17 protein-coding genes are annotated in these 14294 nt (G+C 75.5%); 14 read left to right on the top strand and 3 right to left on the bottom strand.

What is annotated here, in order from left to right:
• Window positions 1–24 precede the first annotated feature (24 nt).
• The 8 genes from BLU95_RS03095 (at window position 25) to BLU95_RS42080 (ending at window position 4618) form a co-directional block, all read left to right on the top strand.
• The gene (locus BLU95_RS03095) at window positions 25–528 is read left to right on the top strand and encodes a YfbM family protein (RefSeq protein WP_093858567.1); all 504 of its coding nucleotides are present in this window, start codon (window positions 25–27) and stop codon (window positions 526–528) included.
• Window positions 529–671: 143 nt separating this feature from the next.
• Window positions 672–1619, top strand: coding sequence for an RNA polymerase sigma factor SigF (locus BLU95_RS03090; protein ID WP_093858566.1), 948 nt, complete (start codon window positions 672–674; stop codon window positions 1617–1619).
• A 169-nt stretch (window positions 1620–1788) separates the two neighbouring features.
• Window positions 1789–2187, top strand: a complete 399-nt coding sequence (locus BLU95_RS03085) for an STAS domain-containing protein (protein WP_093858565.1) — start codon at window positions 1789–1791, stop codon at window positions 2185–2187.
• 206 nt (window positions 2188–2393) lie between these two features.
• Entirely contained in the window at window positions 2394–2876 is a 483-nt protein-coding gene (locus tag BLU95_RS03080) for an ATP-binding protein (RefSeq protein WP_093858564.1), read from the top strand.
• Window positions 2877–3087: 211 nt separating this feature from the next.
• Window positions 3088–3456, top strand: a complete 369-nt coding sequence (locus BLU95_RS03075; RefSeq protein WP_159424746.1) for an SsgA family sporulation/cell division regulator — start codon at window positions 3088–3090, stop codon at window positions 3454–3456.
• 130 nt (window positions 3457–3586) lie between these two features.
• Complete coding sequence (locus BLU95_RS03070; RefSeq protein ID WP_093858562.1) at window positions 3587–3886, top strand: WhiB family transcriptional regulator; 300 nt, start codon at window positions 3587–3589, stop codon at window positions 3884–3886.
• Between the two features lie 214 nt (window positions 3887–4100).
• Window positions 4101–4256, top strand: coding sequence for a DUF6131 family protein (locus BLU95_RS42870; protein ID WP_093858561.1), 156 nt, complete (start codon window positions 4101–4103; stop codon window positions 4254–4256).
• A 98-nt stretch (window positions 4257–4354) separates the two neighbouring features.
• Window positions 4355–4618 carry a hypothetical protein gene (locus BLU95_RS42080; protein ID WP_093858560.1) on the top strand — a complete coding sequence of 88 codons (264 nt, stop codon included), beginning with the start codon at window positions 4355–4357 and terminating at the stop codon, window positions 4616–4618.
• Between the two features lie 70 nt (window positions 4619–4688).
• Here BLU95_RS42080 and BLU95_RS03055 read toward each other — a convergent pair whose 3' ends face one another.
• On the bottom strand, window positions 4689–6722 hold the full coding sequence (locus BLU95_RS03055) for an AfsR/SARP family transcriptional regulator (RefSeq protein ID WP_159424745.1): 2034 nt from the start codon (window positions 6720–6722) through the stop codon (window positions 4689–4691).
• A 206-nt stretch (window positions 6723–6928) separates the two neighbouring features.
• Here BLU95_RS03055 and BLU95_RS03050 point away from each other — a divergent pair, with 206 nt between their 5' ends.
• Together BLU95_RS03050 and BLU95_RS03045 are read left to right on the top strand one after the other, a co-directional pair.
• A complete protein-coding gene (locus BLU95_RS03050) occupies window positions 6929–7405 on the top strand; it encodes a hypothetical protein (RefSeq protein ID WP_093858558.1) in 477 nt (158 codons plus the stop codon).
• Window positions 7406–7614: 209 nt separating this feature from the next.
• Window positions 7615–8550: an aminoglycoside adenylyltransferase domain-containing protein gene (locus BLU95_RS03045; RefSeq protein WP_093858557.1), complete on the top strand. Its 936-nt coding sequence runs from the start codon at window positions 7615–7617 to the stop codon at window positions 8548–8550.
• Here the strand turns inward: BLU95_RS03045 and BLU95_RS03040 are convergent.
• Window positions 8537–9433, bottom strand: a complete 897-nt coding sequence (locus tag BLU95_RS03040; RefSeq protein ID WP_093858556.1) for an alpha/beta fold hydrolase — start codon at window positions 9431–9433, stop codon at window positions 8537–8539. The two genes, BLU95_RS03045 and BLU95_RS03040, sit on opposite strands and share 14 nt — an antisense overlap.
• Window positions 9434–9511: 78 nt before the next feature.
• Between BLU95_RS03040 and BLU95_RS03035 the strand changes: the two genes are divergently transcribed.
• Together BLU95_RS03035 and BLU95_RS03030 are read left to right on the top strand one after the other, a co-directional pair.
• The gene (locus BLU95_RS03035; protein WP_197698704.1) at window positions 9512–10489 is read left to right on the top strand and encodes a winged helix-turn-helix domain-containing protein; all 978 of its coding nucleotides are present in this window, start codon (window positions 9512–9514) and stop codon (window positions 10487–10489) included.
• A gap of 328 nt (window positions 10490–10817) precedes the next feature.
• A complete protein-coding gene (locus BLU95_RS03030; RefSeq protein WP_159424744.1) occupies window positions 10818–11291 on the top strand; it encodes a hypothetical protein in 474 nt (157 codons plus the stop codon).
• Window positions 11292–11341: 50 nt separating this feature from the next.
• Here BLU95_RS03030 and BLU95_RS42075 read toward each other — a convergent pair whose 3' ends face one another.
• Window positions 11342–11479, bottom strand: a complete 138-nt coding sequence (locus tag BLU95_RS42075; RefSeq protein WP_159424743.1) for a hypothetical protein — start codon at window positions 11477–11479, stop codon at window positions 11342–11344.
• 367 nt (window positions 11480–11846) lie between these two features.
• Here BLU95_RS42075 and BLU95_RS03025 point away from each other — a divergent pair, with 367 nt between their 5' ends.
• Window positions 11847–12554: a hypothetical protein gene (locus tag BLU95_RS03025; protein ID WP_159424742.1), complete on the top strand. Its 708-nt coding sequence runs from the start codon at window positions 11847–11849 to the stop codon at window positions 12552–12554.
• Window positions 12555–12623: 69 nt separating this feature from the next.
• Window positions 12624–14204, top strand: a complete 1581-nt coding sequence (locus BLU95_RS03020) for a hypothetical protein (protein ID WP_159424741.1) — start codon at window positions 12624–12626, stop codon at window positions 14202–14204.
• Window positions 14205–14294 lie beyond the last annotated feature (90 nt).

Below are 14294 nucleotides of genomic sequence, written 5' to 3'. Positions count from 1 at the left end.
GGTGCCCCGGCCTAGGCTGCGGCCATGAGCATGATCGGGAGGTATCTCCGCCTGAGCGCCGGAGAGTTGGAGCGGGCGGGACAGGACCCGGAGTGGGTCCGGGAGTTCGCGGAGGAACTGGACGAGGGAGCGCGGGGCGGCAGGTCCGGCGGAGCGTGGGCGCGTCTGCACGGCACCGGCAGGGCATGGCAGGCGCTCGACTTCCTGCTCCGCCGCCGCGAGTTCCCGGTCGACGTCGTGTACGGCGAGGCGGAGCTGCCCGGGGCCGAGGACTGGGGCTACGGCCCGCCGTGCCTGATCACCCCCGAGCGGGTCCGCCTCGCCGCCGGGACGTTCGCGCAGCTGGACCCGGGCCGGCTGACGGAGGGGATCTCGGCCGCCGACCTCGCCGAGGCCCGGATCTACCCGCACGGACTGTGGGACTCCGAGGACGCGCTGCACCTGGTGACGGCCGAGTACCGCGCCCTGGCCGACTTCCTCGGCGCGGTCGCGACCCGTCGGCACGGCGTCCTGGTCTGGATCGAGTGAGGACGCCCGGGGCGACCGTGCCGCAGAGGTGCACCGGATCCCCACGAGTCGCGGTTCACCGAATCTCCACGCGGGGCGGCCGCATCCTTCCGCCGATCGGGGGTACCGGGCCAGGACCGTGCCGACACGACGGAAGGACTCCCATGGTGGCCCCCACCGGTGAACTGCTCGTTTCCGCCGCTGCCCCGACGGCGGACCCCTCCGGACCCGCGACGCCCGCGACCGCCCCCGGCGCCGACGGTCCCGGCCGTACTCCCGGTACCGGCTCCGGCCTGCGGGACCTGCTGCCGCCCGAACTCGCGGCGGTGGACGACCCGCGCGAGGTCGCGCCCGCGGACGCCCGGGACCTCACCCGCCAGCTGCTGCGCCGACTGGCCACGCTGGAGGAGGGGACCAGGGAGTACTCGTACGTCCGCACCACCCTGGTGGAGCTGAACCTCTCCCTGGTGCGGTTCGCGATCCGGCGCTTCGACGCCCACCGCGAGCCGAAGGAGGACCTGCTCCAGGTCGGCGCCGTCGGCCTGATCAAGGCCATCGACCGGTTCGACCCCACGCTCGGCGTGGAGTTCACCACCTTCGCCGTGCCGACGGTGCTCGGCGAGATCCGGCGGCACTTCCGCGACACCACCTGGGCCGTGCACGTGCCCCGCCGCCTCCAGGAGCTGCGGATCACGCTCGCCCGCGCGCAGGAGCGGCTCGCCCAGCGCCTGGACCGCGCCCCGACCGTGGCCGAACTCGCCGAGCACCTCTCGCTCACCCCGGAGGAGGTCGTCGAGGGCCTGACCGCCGCCAACGGCCACACCGCGGGCTCGCTCGACGGCGGCGGCCCCGAGGGCGGCGCCGACCCCGGGCCGCTCGGGGAGCAGATCGGCACCGACGACCACGACCTCGCCCTGGTCGAGGACCTGGTCGCGCTGAAGCCCCTGATAGCCGCCCTGCCCGAACGCGAGCGCCGCATCCTGTCGATGCGCTTCTGCGAGGACCTCACCCAGTCCCAGATCGGCGCCCGGCTGGGCCTGTCCCAGATGCACGTGTCCCGGCTCCTCTCGCGCACGCTCGGCCGGCTGCGCGACGGCCTGGAGGACGCCTGAGGGTGTCGTCCGGCGCGGCCGCCGAGGGCGTGGCGGCCCCTGACCCGCAAGCCTGACCCGCAGACCTGACCGCAAGCCTGACCCGCAAGCCTGACCCGCAAACCCTTCACTTGGCCCGACGGGCACGGCCTCCGTATCGTCGGAGGGCACGGACACGGAGGGGACGACGATGATGCCATCCGACAACGACCCGGGGGACACCACGCTGGCGGCGTTCCCCCCGTACCGTCCCGGACTGATGGTGGAGACCCGCTCCGCGCCCGGCGGCGCGATGATCTGCGTCCTCGTCGGCGATCTCGACATCGAGACCCTCGCGCCGGCCGCCGAGACACTCGGCGCTCTGGTCGCGCAGCGCCCCGAGGCCGTGGTGATCGACCTCGGCGGGGTGGGATTCTGCGACTCCTCCGGCCTGAACGTGCTGCTCAGGACCCGGATCGCGGCCGAGCGGGGTGGGCTGGAGCTGCGGCTCGCCGCCGTGCCGCCCACCGTGATGCGGGTGCTCGACCTGACCGGTGCCCGTGCGGTGTTCTCGATCCACGACTCGGTGGCCGGGGCGCTGGCCCGCTGAGCAGGTCTCGGCCGTCCGGCGGCGGTGGCCGTCCGTTCCCCGCGCGGCCCTCCCCTCCGTGCGCGGCCGGACCGCCGCCTTCGGCCGTTCCCGGACTTCCGCGCCCGGACGCGTACCCCGATCGCACGCGCAACGGGCATAATTCCGGGACTGCCGGGAAACCGACCACGCGACAGATCGCCGTCGATCCGAAAGGGCGCCCTCGCATGACGATGAGCAGCGGAACCCTGGACGGCGACCCGCACCGGGCCGGGCCCGAGGCCCCCGTCGGCGGTCAGCGCAGGCGGCTGACCCTCGCCGGACTCCCCAAACCGGTCGCCCACGCCCGGACGTTCACCGCCCGTGCGCTCGGTGAGTGGTTCCCGTCCGCTCCCGCGCCCGGGGGTGGTGACGGTGCCTCCGACGACCTCGTGCTGCTGGTCGCCGAGCTCGTCGCCAACGCGATGCTGCACGGCGACGGCCCGTTGGAGCTGGTCCTGCACGTCACCGAGGCCCGGCTGCGGGTCGAGGTCAGCGACCGCAGCCCCGCGATGCCCGAGCTGCGCCGGCCGCACAACCCGGCGCTGCCCGGCGGCCACGGCCTGTTCATCGTGCAGCGGACCGCCGACCGCTGGGGCGCCGAGCCGCACGGCCAGGGCAAGACGATCTGGGCCGAGGTGGGCGTCCCCCGGTTGCTCGGCCCTCGCTGAGCGCGGCCGCCGCACGGCACGCCGTCGCAAGCCGCACCGTCGTACTGCGCACCGCCGTAATGCGCACCGTCGCAAGCCGCACCGGCGCACTGCGCGCCGCCACGCCGCCGCATGATTCCGGCCGTCCGGGGCACACGGGGGCCGACAGTGTCCGGCACAGGAAAGAGCGGGGGCGAGGCCGATGTCGAAAGCGGTGGCGGTACACCTGACGATGCGTCTGATCACCGGAGAGGACCGGGGCCGGGACCTGGCCGTCGAGTGCCGGTACGAGGCCGGGGACCCCTACGCGGTCCGGCTGGACTTCGGCGGCGGCGAGGAGACGGTCTGGGTCCTGGCCCGGGAGCTGCTCGCCGCCGGGCTGCGCGGACCGGCGGGGGACGGGGACGTCCACATCGAGCCCAGTGCGACCGGGCGGCGCGTCCTCATCGCGCTGGGCGGTCAGGAGGGCGTGGCGCTCCTCGACACCCCGGCCCGGCCGCTCGCGCGGTTCCTCACCGCGACCGGCCGCACCGTCCCGATGGGCTCGGAGTCGGCCCGGATCGACTGGGACGGCTGGCTGCGCCGACTGCTGTCCGCCTGAGCCCGCTTCGGCCCGCCCGAACCCGGCCGGGGCCGGTCGTACGGACGGTCGCACGAACAGGGGGCATGAACCGGGACATCCGGGTTAGACGAGCGGACGAACCGACCGATCCGCCAGGAAAGGGCCCGCGATGACCGAGATCTCCCGCCTCCCCGGAGCCGTCGAGCAGCACTGGAACTGGCAGTTGGAGGGAGCCTGCCGCGGTGTCGACAGCAGCATATTCTTCCACCCCGCCAACGAGCGCGGCACCGCCGCCAAGGAGCGCGAGCAGCACGCCAAGTCGGTCTGCGCCCGCTGCCCGGTCCGCGTGCAGTGCCGCCGCTACGCGCTCGCCACCCGTGAGCCGTACGGCGTGTGGGGCGGTCTGACCGAAGGGGAGCGCCGTGTGCTGTTCACCGACTTCGCCGCGCCGGGTGCCCGGCCGGCGTAGGGCGGCGGCGCGCCCCGGCCGCGGGCGCTGCGCGGCGCCCCCGGCCGACCGGGTCCGGGCCGCCGACAGGGTTCGGGCGGCCGACAGGGTTCGCGCCGCGGGGCGGGTTTGCGCCCTGGGGCGGGTGGTAGACGCAGCACCGGGCGGCGGCCGAAGAGCGGCAGGTCACACGGCCTCCGCGGCCCCGCCCGCCCGAACCCACCGGGAGGCTTCCGTGATCGTCCTCGGAGTCGTTCTGCTCATCATCGGTTTCCTCACAGGTATCTCGATCCTGTGGACCATCGGCATCGTGCTGCTCGTCATCGGCGCCGTGCTGTGGATCGCCGGCGCGATCGGCCACGAGGTCGGTGGACGCCGTCACTACTACTGACGGAGCCGCCGTCGCCCGGATCCGGACGCCCCCCGGCCGTCTCCCACGAACAGCCCACCCGGGGTGTCCGGGGGTCCGGGGCGGCAGATCCTCGTGTCATGGCCGCGATCGTCGTCCTCTACGAGTTGGACCCCGGGCAGGTGCTCGGCCCGGACGGGGTGGAGCCCGCCGTGCTGGGCGTGCACGCGGCCGGGGCGGACCCCGACGTGCCGGAGGACCCGCTGCCGCGCACCCTGTGCGGGCGGGACACGGCGGGCATGGAGCACGCCCACTTCCGGGCCGGCCTGGGCGAGCCGTGGTACCCGCCCGCCCTCGCCGAGCAGCGCTGCCGGGAGTGCGAGCGGGCGCTGCGGTCGTCCTGACGGCCGTTGGAGCCGGCGCGGGGAGCGGCCGCGGAGGCCGGCACGACGGCTGCCGTCACCGGAAGGACGGCTACCGGAGCCGGAACAGCACGGCCCGCCAGCCCGTGCTCGCGGTTCCGTGCCCCTCGCAGGCGGCCTCCGGAGCCCCGCGCCAGGTCAGGTACGTGGTCGTCAGCCGCAGGTCCGCCGGGCCCGCCGACCGGGGCGCGCCGGGCCGCTCGACGGCGGGGAGCCGGTGCCAGTCGGCGGGGAGGTCCGGCGGGGGGCCGCCGTTGCTGCCGACCGCGCCGAACAGCAGGTCCCCGTCCTCGCACGGGACCAGGTCGCCGCCGAGCGCCAGGTCCCGGCCGCCCGACGCCGAATCCGGGTCGGACATCGTCTCGATCCACGGGCCGGCCCCGGTGACCCCCCGGAAGTCGTCCACCGCGGCGAAGCCCTGCGCGGCGTCCGGCCACAGGATCCGGATCATGTCGAGTTCGTCCATCGCCTTGGCGCGCACCGATACGAAGACCGCCAGCCGGCTGCCGTCCTGGTCGATCGGGTAGCCGACGAGCCGGTAGCGGTTGCCGACGGTGTCGGTCACCGTGAGCGGCCCGGGGCCGCTGCCGCCCAGCAGTACGGTGACGACCAGGGTGTCCCCGTCCCGGACCGGGCTGCGGACCTCCAGTTCCTCGCCCTTGGCGTGCACGAGGTCGGTGGGGGTCCCTTCCCAGGCCACCCGTGCGACGTAGGACCCGTGGCTCGCGGCCGCGGCGGTGGTGGACCGGGCGCCGACCGCCGGGGGCGGCACCGCGGCGCCGCCGTCGGACACGGCGGAGGCGGCCAGCAGAGCGGCCACCGCGGCGCCGACCCAGCGGGAGGACCGGAGCGGGCGGCGGGGCCGGTGGTTCCGGGGGCCCACCGGGGAGCCGTCGGCGGTGGGGGAACCGGTGGGGGAACCGGCGGAGTGCCCGTCGGCGGGCCCGGCGGGACGCGCCGCCGTCACCGGTGGGACCGGACCGCCCTGCGCCGGCACCCGGTTCCCGGGCGCCCGGGTCGATTGTGTCGACGGCGTCGACGGGGCAGTCCTCGGTGGCTGAGGATCGCCGGACTGTCCGACATGTCCGGAGTGTCCGTCCCGGCCGGACTTCTCGGCCGGTTCGGTCCGTCCGACGTGGTCGGACACTTCGGACGCCTCGGGCGGCCGGACCGGCCGGACCGGCCGGTCCGGCCCGGGGCGGTCGACCGGCGCTCCCTGCCGAGGTCCCGCGGCCACCGTGACGGCCGCCCCCGGCACCGGTACCCGTGCCTCCGGTACCCGTGCCTCCGGTACCCGCGCCTCCGGTACCCGCGCTCCCGGTACCCGCGCTCCCGGAAGCAGCAGCGCCGGATCGTCGGCGAGCACTCCCCGGTGCAACTCCCGGAGCTCGGCCCCGGGTTCGATGCCCAGCTGGTCGACCAGCACCCGCCGCCCGTTCTGGAAGGCCTCCAGCGCCTCGGCCCGCCGCCCGCTGCGGTGCAGCGCGAGCATCAGATGCGCCCGCAGCCGCTCGTCGAAGGGGTGCGCCCCGGTCAGCGCGGCGAGTTCGCCCAGCAGGCCGGCGTGCCGCCCGAGCCCGAGCCGTACCTCGATGTGCTGGTGCTGGGCCCGGACCCGGGCGCTCTCCAGCAGGTCGAGCTCGGACCGCAGGACGGCGCTGTCCGGGACGTCGACCAGGGGTTCGCCCCGCCACAGCCCCAGGGCACGGCCCAGCAGGGGCTCCGCGGCGCCCGGGTCACCGTCGTCGACCAGGGTCCGCGCCCGTTCGCACAGCTCCTGGAAGGTGCGGACGTCCAGCTCGCCGTCGCCCAGTTCGACGGCGTACCCGCCGCTGCGGGTCACCACCCGTCCGCCGGCCTCGGGCCCCAGGGCCCGTCTCAGCCGCATCACATAGCTGGGCAGCGCCGCCCGGCTGCGGGACGACACGGCGGTGTCCCACACCGCCCCGGCCAGCTGGTCGCCGGTCACCGTCCGTCCGGCCCGCACCAGGAGCAGGGCCAGCGCGGCGCGCAGCCGCGGTCCGCCCACGGTGATCTCGCCGTCCGGGCCGTAGACCCGTAACGGACCCAGTACCTCGAACCGCACGCCCGCCCCCCGACAGCGTCGCCCCCCGCCCGAACGGTCGGATGCTACCAGTCTGCGAGCGGAATGCGATCGGACTGCTACGCCCTGTCCAACAGCGTTGTGCCGTGTCCGGGACCACCCGCCGCTCCGGCCGGCGGTCCAGGGGCGCACACCGACACCAGACACAGGTCCTGGCGCGCCGCGCCGGGGACCGGGGAGGGGAACCCATGAGGAAGACCGGCGTCAGGTCGAGGACGGCCGCCGTTCTGCTCGCGGTGGGGATCGCGGCCGGAGGTGTGGCCACGGCCGCGCCGGCGAGCGCGCGCACCACCGCCTGCAACATCATCAACATCGGACAGCCCGGAAACGTCTACTGGCACGGCCAGTACGCCGGGCAGGTCGAGCAGCAGTACGACAACTGTGGTCACGTACTGGCGCACTGGCAGTGGGCGGGGGCCTTCCAGGCGGCCAACCCGGGCGCCTACGTCTACGTCGGCCTGAGGTCGCCGTACGGCTACAGCAACCAGTGGGGCCCGTACAGCGTGAACAGCAAGGACGTGACCGTGGGCTGGGTCGACATCCACGCGGTCGACCCGGACGCCTGGATCGCGATGGCTTCGGTCAACGGGTGCAACTGGGCCTACGGCAGCGAGCACTGGTACGGCGGCGCCGACTGGGCCGGGCCGGTCAACTCCAGCTGCTGACCCCGACGGGTGCGGCTCCCGGCGCCCCTCGGCCGGGGCCGCACCCCCGCAGGCTCCGGAACCGCCCCACCGGTTCCGGGGCCGCACCCGGCTGTGACGGGGGTCGGCCGGGTGCGGCCGCGGGTCCGGCGGCCACGGTGGGCTCCTTGGTGGGCCCGGCCGGCCGGCCGGCCGGACTACCGGACCGGACGGTGGGGGAGACTGGCGGAATGAACCAGTTGCAGCAGATCGTGGCACTCGCCGACGGTGTACTGGGCCGGGACGTGGTCGGGATCTACCTCCACGGGTCCGCCGTGCTGGGCGGCCTCCGGCCGGCCAGCGACCTGGACGTGCTGCTGGTCTCCGAACGGTCGCCGGTGGAGCGGGAGCGGGCGGCCCTGCTCGAGGGCCTGCTCCGGATCTCCGGCACCGGAGCCGCGGGGGGAATCGCAGAGGGGACTGCGGACGGGGACGGGGACGGTGACGCGGCCGCGGACGGCGCGCGGCCGGTCGAGCTCGCACTGGTCGTGCGGTCCGACGTCCGGCCCTGGCGCTACCCGCCGGTCTGCGACTTCCTGTACGGCGAGTGGCTGCGCGCGGACTACGAGGCCGGAGCGGTCCCCCGGCCGGAGCCGATGCCCGACCTGGCGCTGCTGATCACGATGGTCCTGGCCGGCGACCGGCCGCTCGCCGGTCCGCCCCCGGCCCGGGTCCTCGACCCCGTGCCGCACGCCGACCTGGTCCGGGCGAGCCTGGCGGGCCTCCCCGGCCTGCTCGACGACCTGGAGCAGGACACCCGGAACGTGCTGCTCACCCTCGCCCGGATCTGGAGCACCCTCGCCACCGGCCGGATCGACTCGAAGGACACCGCCGCCGACTGGGCCCTCGCCCGGCTCCCGTCCGAGCACCGAGCCGTGCTGGCCCACGCCAGGAGGCTCTACCTCGACCGCCGCTACTCCGAGGAGAGCTGGAGCGCGGAACTGCGGTCGCGGGTGCGCCCGCACGCGGACCGGGTGCTCGCCGAGATCGACCGGCTGAGCCCCGGGAGCGGCCCGCACCGGGGCCTGCCCGCACCCGCCGTCCCGGCCCGCCCCGTCGCTGCCGATCGCCCGGCCGTCCCGGCCCGCCCCGTCGCTGCCGATCGCCCCGCCGTCAACGGGAGCTGAACGTCGCGGCCGAGGTGGCGGCCCGGGCGGCGGCCGTGCGGTGGAGGAAGTCCTCCACCGTCGCCGTGAAGGCGGCCGGGTCGTCCAGCCACGGGTAGTGGCCGCCCCCGGGCTGGACGGCGAGCGTCACGTCCGGGAACAGCGCGGCCGCGGCGGTGGCGGAAGCCGCGGTGGGCCACAGGTCGAGTTCGCCGGCCAGCAGCAGGACGGGGCAGGGCAGGGCACCCAGTCGCCGCCGGAGCCGCTCGGTGTCGGGGGTGTAGCCGGCGTAGTAGTTCTCGCTGACGGCCAGTGAGCGCTGGGCCGGGTCGGCGGCGGCATGGGCCCGCGCGGCGTCGTCCCAGCGGCCGTACATCAGGGGTTCGAAGGCCAACCGGTGCGGGGCGGCCTCGGCGAAGCTCCGGGCCGACTTCACCTTCCGGTAGGCGGCCACCGCCCCGGCGTGCCAGGGCTCGGCGGCGCGGGCGGCGATCACCCGCTCCGCGTCGAGGTCGGAGGCCGCCCCGACGGCGGCGAAGGACGGGGTGACCAGGACCAGCCCGGTCAGCCGGTCGGGGTGCGCGGCGGCGTACAGGAGGGCGAGGCTGCCCCCGGCGGAGTGGCCCAGCAGGTCGACGCGGTCCAGGCGGAGGTGGCGGCGCAGCGCCTCGACGTCCTCGACCAGGCGGTCGACGCGGAAGGTGCCCGGGTCGGCCGGGGTCGCGGAGGCGCCGGTGCCGCGGGTGTCGGGCAGGATCAGGGTGCGGGTCGCGGCGAGGCCGCCGAGATCGCCGAGATAGGCGGCGGCACGGCCGGGCCCGCCGGGCAGGACCAGCAGCGGCGGGCCGTCGCCGACCGTGCGGAAGGCGAGCTCGGTGCCGTCGTACGAGGTGAAGGTCTCCATGCCGGACAGCCTGCGGGGCGGTCGGTCGGTGCGGCTATCGTTCAGTCACGGCTTAATGATCGGAAGGGGGCGGCGGTCGTGGCGGTGGAGATCCGGCTGTCGGCGGCGGAGGTGGCCCGGGTGCGGCTCGCGGTGTCGCCGCTGGCCGAGACGGTGCTCGGGGTGCGGGCGGCGCTCGGCGCGGGCGGTCACCAGGTCCACCTGCCGTGGCTGCGGGAGGCCCGTCCGGCGCTCGCGGCCGAGCCCGAACTGCCCCTGCTGCGAACCCTGCTGGAGGGCTGTCTGCCCGCCTTCCTGTTCCCGCTGCCGGACGGGCGGGTGCCTGCCTTCGCCACCGAACTGGCGGGCCTGCGGGCGGTCGACCCCGGCTATGTCGCCGCCGAGTGCGCCGCTGCGCTGGGGCCGGCCCGGGCGGCCCGCGAGCTGCCGGAGGCGGCCGAACTGCTGGCCCGGGCCGCCGACGCGCTGGACCGCTGCCACTCCCGGCTGGTGGCTCCGCACTGGGGGCGGATGCGGGCGGTGCTGGAGGCGGACCTCGGTCGGCGGGCGGTGGCGCTGGTGGACGCCGGGGTGGAGGGCCTGTTCGCCGAGCTGCACTCCGACGTGGTGTGGCGGGAGGGCGAGTTGCTGGTGGGCGGCCGTCGCAGGACCGCCGCGCCGTGGACGGTCGCGGGCGGCGGGCACGGCCTGGTGCTGATGCCGTCGGTGTTCGCCTGGCCGGACGTGCTCGTCGACCACTCGCCGCGCGCCGCCGCCTCGATCCGCTATCCGGCGACCGGTGTCGGACTGCTGTGGGAGCGGCCCCGGCCCTCCTCGGACGGGCTGGCCGCCGTCCTCGGCCGCACCCGGGCCGCCATGCTGGACGCGCTCGCCGAACCGCTGTCCACCCCCGAGCTCGCCGACCGGCTCGGCGTCAGCCCGAGCGCCGTCTCGCAGCACCTGGGCGCCCTGCGCGGCGCGGGCCTGGTGAGCACCCGCCGCACCGGCCGCACCGCCCTCCATCTGCGTACCGGCACCGGCACCGCGCTCAACGGCGGTGCGGTGGAGCCCTCCTGAGCTGCCGTCCGGTCCCGGGGCCGAACCCCCGCCGGCTTCCGCTCCGCCCGGTGGATTGAGTACGGGTACTCAGGCGCGGGTGCGGCCGGGGCGGCAGGATCGGCGGCATGATCAGTCCTCAGCACGGGAGCACGGGCCGACGGCGGATACGGGACACGGCCGGGGTGACGGCGGGATGATCTGGGGACCGCGCGGTCCGGTGCGCCTGCCGGACGGGATGTTCGGACCAGGACCAGGACCGGGACCGGGACCGGGGTCGGGGTCGGGGTCGGGCCTCGGGCGTCGGAGGGGCGTCCGGACGGCGGGACCGCGGCGCGACGCACCGCCGGTGCCTGTCGTGTGGGCGCCCGTGGTGCGCGAGGCCGCGGCCGGGCCGCCGTTCGCGGTGCTCGTGGTGGAGGTCGGCCGGCGACTGCACCCGGCCTTCGTCGAGGCGGCGCCGGCGAGCGGCTTCGCACCGGCGGCGGGAGAGCCGCCGGACACGGACGCGGTGGTCGAGACGTGCGAGGGCGTGCCGGTACGCCTGCGCCTGGCCGGCGGCGAGGTCTGGGAGCCGGTCTCCGAGGTCCCGGTGTCGGCGGGGTGGCTGTCGGCGGCCGCCGGGAGGCAGACGGTGGTGGTGATCGTGGTGCCGCCGGGAACCTGGCCGACCGACTTCACCGACCCCGACCCCGACCTCGCCGACCCGGGCTCCGGCCGGGCGGCCCGGGCCCTCGCCCGGAGCCCGGAAGCCGCCCGCGCCGCCGGTCCGGTCCTCCACGGCACCGCCACCCTCGCCCCGGCCACGGCCGGGCCCGGGTAGGGCCGCCGCCGCTCCGCACAGCACGTGTGCGGAGCGGCGGCGAACGGTGCTCACTCGTCGTGGTGCCGGGTGGTCGGCTTGTCGGCGGCACGGCGGCGGTCGCCGAGCGCCGTGAGGGCGGAGATGAGGGCGCCGGCGAACGAGGCGATCTCGCCGGCGGCACTGACCAGGGTCAGCCAGGTGTCCATGAGGGGCTCCTCGTCGTTGCTGTGGGGCCGGCCGGCTCCGCTCCTGTGCGCTCCTCAAGAATCGGGTGCGTTCGGCGGAGAAGAACGAAGTGCGGACGTGCTGCGCACGGACCGGGCACAATGGCGGGCAACGGGGGCCGGTGACCGGAGTGTTCGTCGACTGTTGCTGATCCGGGTGCGTCGTTCTGCGGACACCTGCGGGAGCGGTCGGTGGACCGGGACGTGAGGGGCGGGATTCGGGTTGGCGGGGTTCGACAGGTCCAGATGGCCGCGCGACGGGGCGGTTCGTGCCCTCCTGGAGCACCTCGACGAACTGCATCGGACCGCGGGGCGGCCCTCGCTGGCCGAGATGGCGCAGGGCACCGCGATGAGCAGGAGCATGCTCTGGCCGTTCTTCACCGGCGTCCGGCTGATCAACGAGGGCAGTCTGAACCGGCTGGTCGTGCACCTGGACGGTGATGTGGCGAGGGCGGAACGGCTGCGGAAGAAGGCGGCCGCCGAGTGGGACGACCGTCCCGACCCGGCGCCGGTCGGTCCGGCCGAGCGGGCACAGGCCCCGAACCGGCCGCTGCACCTCTTCAAGGCCGGCTGCGCCGTCGGTGATGCGACAACGCTTCAGCAGGACGCGCCCGACCGGTTCGAGGAGTTCCTGGGGTCGCTGCGGATCCTCGGCCTCGACGACGCCGAGGTCGAACCGCTGCACGAGATCAGGGCCGGGCTGGAAGTGGCGCGGTCCGTCGCGGCCGGCCGGGCCGTCATGGTGGCCTACGGAGGGCTTCTGCCGGAGGTGATCGGGCTGGTCGAGGAACGCTCGACCGGTGAGGAGTTCCGTTGGTTCCGGCTGGGCAAGCTGCTGCAGTCGATCGCCCTCGTGGCTTCGCTCGCGTGGCCGGAGGATCCCGACATCGACGACGAGCGCACCGAACTCTTCTACCTGTCCGACATGATCGACATGCCCGAGGGGCTTCGCGCGCATCTGAAGAGCTACTGCAGGCTGAGGCTTCCCGCCACGGAACGGATGGAGCTCCTCGGGGAGGCCTACCGGCTGAAGCGGGCCGTCTGCGCGATCCTCTGAACCGGTCCGCGTCGGCTGTCGCGACACGGCCGAGGCCGGTTGTCGGTGGTGGCTGCCATGATCGCCCGCATGAACGACGCCGCGAACACCGACGCCTCCGCCGTGACCTGGACCGCCGATCTGCCGACCACCGTCGAGCTGGTCCGTACCCTGCACGACCTCGACGACTGCTGGACGCGGGCGGACGTCGAGCGGCTGGTGGAGGCCCGGCCCGACTGGAAGATCCGCCGGGCGTTCACCGACATCCTCGTGGTCGGTCTGCAGGCCGAGCTGCGCTGGCCGGCCGGTGCCGAGCTCTTCCTCGGCACCACCGAGCCGAAGGCCGACACCTTCCGGCGGGCCTGGGTGCCGCTGCTGCAGTTCCGCCTGCCGACGCCGGCCGGTGAGCGCCACGCCGCGCTGCGCACGCTCTCCGAGGCGCTGCGCGCGGTCGGCGCGCCCACGCCCGTGCCGACGGCCGCCGACGGGTTCGGCCTGCGCTGGCAGTCCGCCGGGCGCACCATGCTGCTCCAGGCCAACGACCGCCGGGCCTGGATAGCGATCCAGCCCCATGTGCGGGAGGTCCGGCACGTCAGCCCCGAACTGCCCGCCATGGTGGCGGCGTTGGTCCCGCTGCTGCACGACGCGCCCGGCGGGTACCTGCCGGTCGAGGCCGTCCGCCGAGCGGTCGCCGAACTGCCCGGGGCCGAGGGCGGGTTCGGCGACGGCTATGTCGACATCCGCACCCCCGACCCGTACTGCACACCGTCCTTCGCCCTGCGCGGCTACCTGCGCGGCGCCCCGGAGGGCACCTACGACGTGCTGGACCTGCACCGGTTCGAGCTCGGCCCGTCGACGCTGGAGCACCGCCGTGACGTGTTCGGCGAGATCTACCGGGCGGTCTGCGCCGTCCTCGGCGAGCCGACGTTCTTCGGCGGCGGCCCCGACGGGCCGGACGTCCGCTGGCGCGAGGCCGGCGAGCACGGCCGGCTGCTGCGGCTGCTCTGCGGGGGGCGGCGGGTCCGGCTGGAGACCGAACCGGCCGCGGCGTTCGAGGAGGAGGAGCACGGCACCTTCGAGTGGGGCGGCCCGTCCGGCGGCTCCGAGGGGCCGAGCGACTTCCCGCGGCTGCCGTACAGCTGGCAGCTGCACATGCCGGTCCAGGCCCCCGGCGGTACGGCCGACTACCTGCCGGGCGGGCGGCTCGCCCTGTCGCTGCCGCACCTGCGGGAGGGGCTGGAGTGCCTCCTGGCGGCGTGGATCGAGCAGCTGCCGGTGCAGCGGCCGGGCGAGAAGGCCATGTTCACGATAGCCGCGCCGCAGATCAGCGGCGGACTCTCGGTCACCTACAGCACCGTGAAGGGCGTGCTGCTGCGAGTCGGCCCGCGCCCCGGAGACCTGGACGAGGGCTCGGCCGCGATGACGGCGGACGGCTGGCAGGCCTCGGGCCGCCGCTTCAAGGCGGAGTGGCGGAACCCGACGGAGGAGACCGCCCGTGAGGTCGCCGCACTGATCACCACCGAACTCGCGGCCCGCGGCATCAGCGGCGACTCCGGCTTCGGCCTCGGCCCCGGCAGCATCACCGCCCGCCGCCCGGGCATCGGGCTCTCGCCCCAGCTGGCCGACCACGGGTTCCTCCGCGTCACGGGCCTGGGGCTGGAGACCTCCTGAGGCGAGGTGAGGCGAGGCCCGGGGCGCCGCGGAGCCGGCCGGCAGTCCGCCACCGGCTCCGCACTCGCCGCGCCGAGACGTTTCCGAGGC

This window comes from Streptomyces sp. TLI_053, from assembly GCF_900105395.1.
Lineage (GTDB): Bacteria > Actinomycetota > Actinomycetes > Streptomycetales > Streptomycetaceae > Kitasatospora.
The sequence above is the reverse complement of the archived record's forward strand: the minus strand, read 5'-3'. Positions and strand labels throughout refer to the sequence as shown.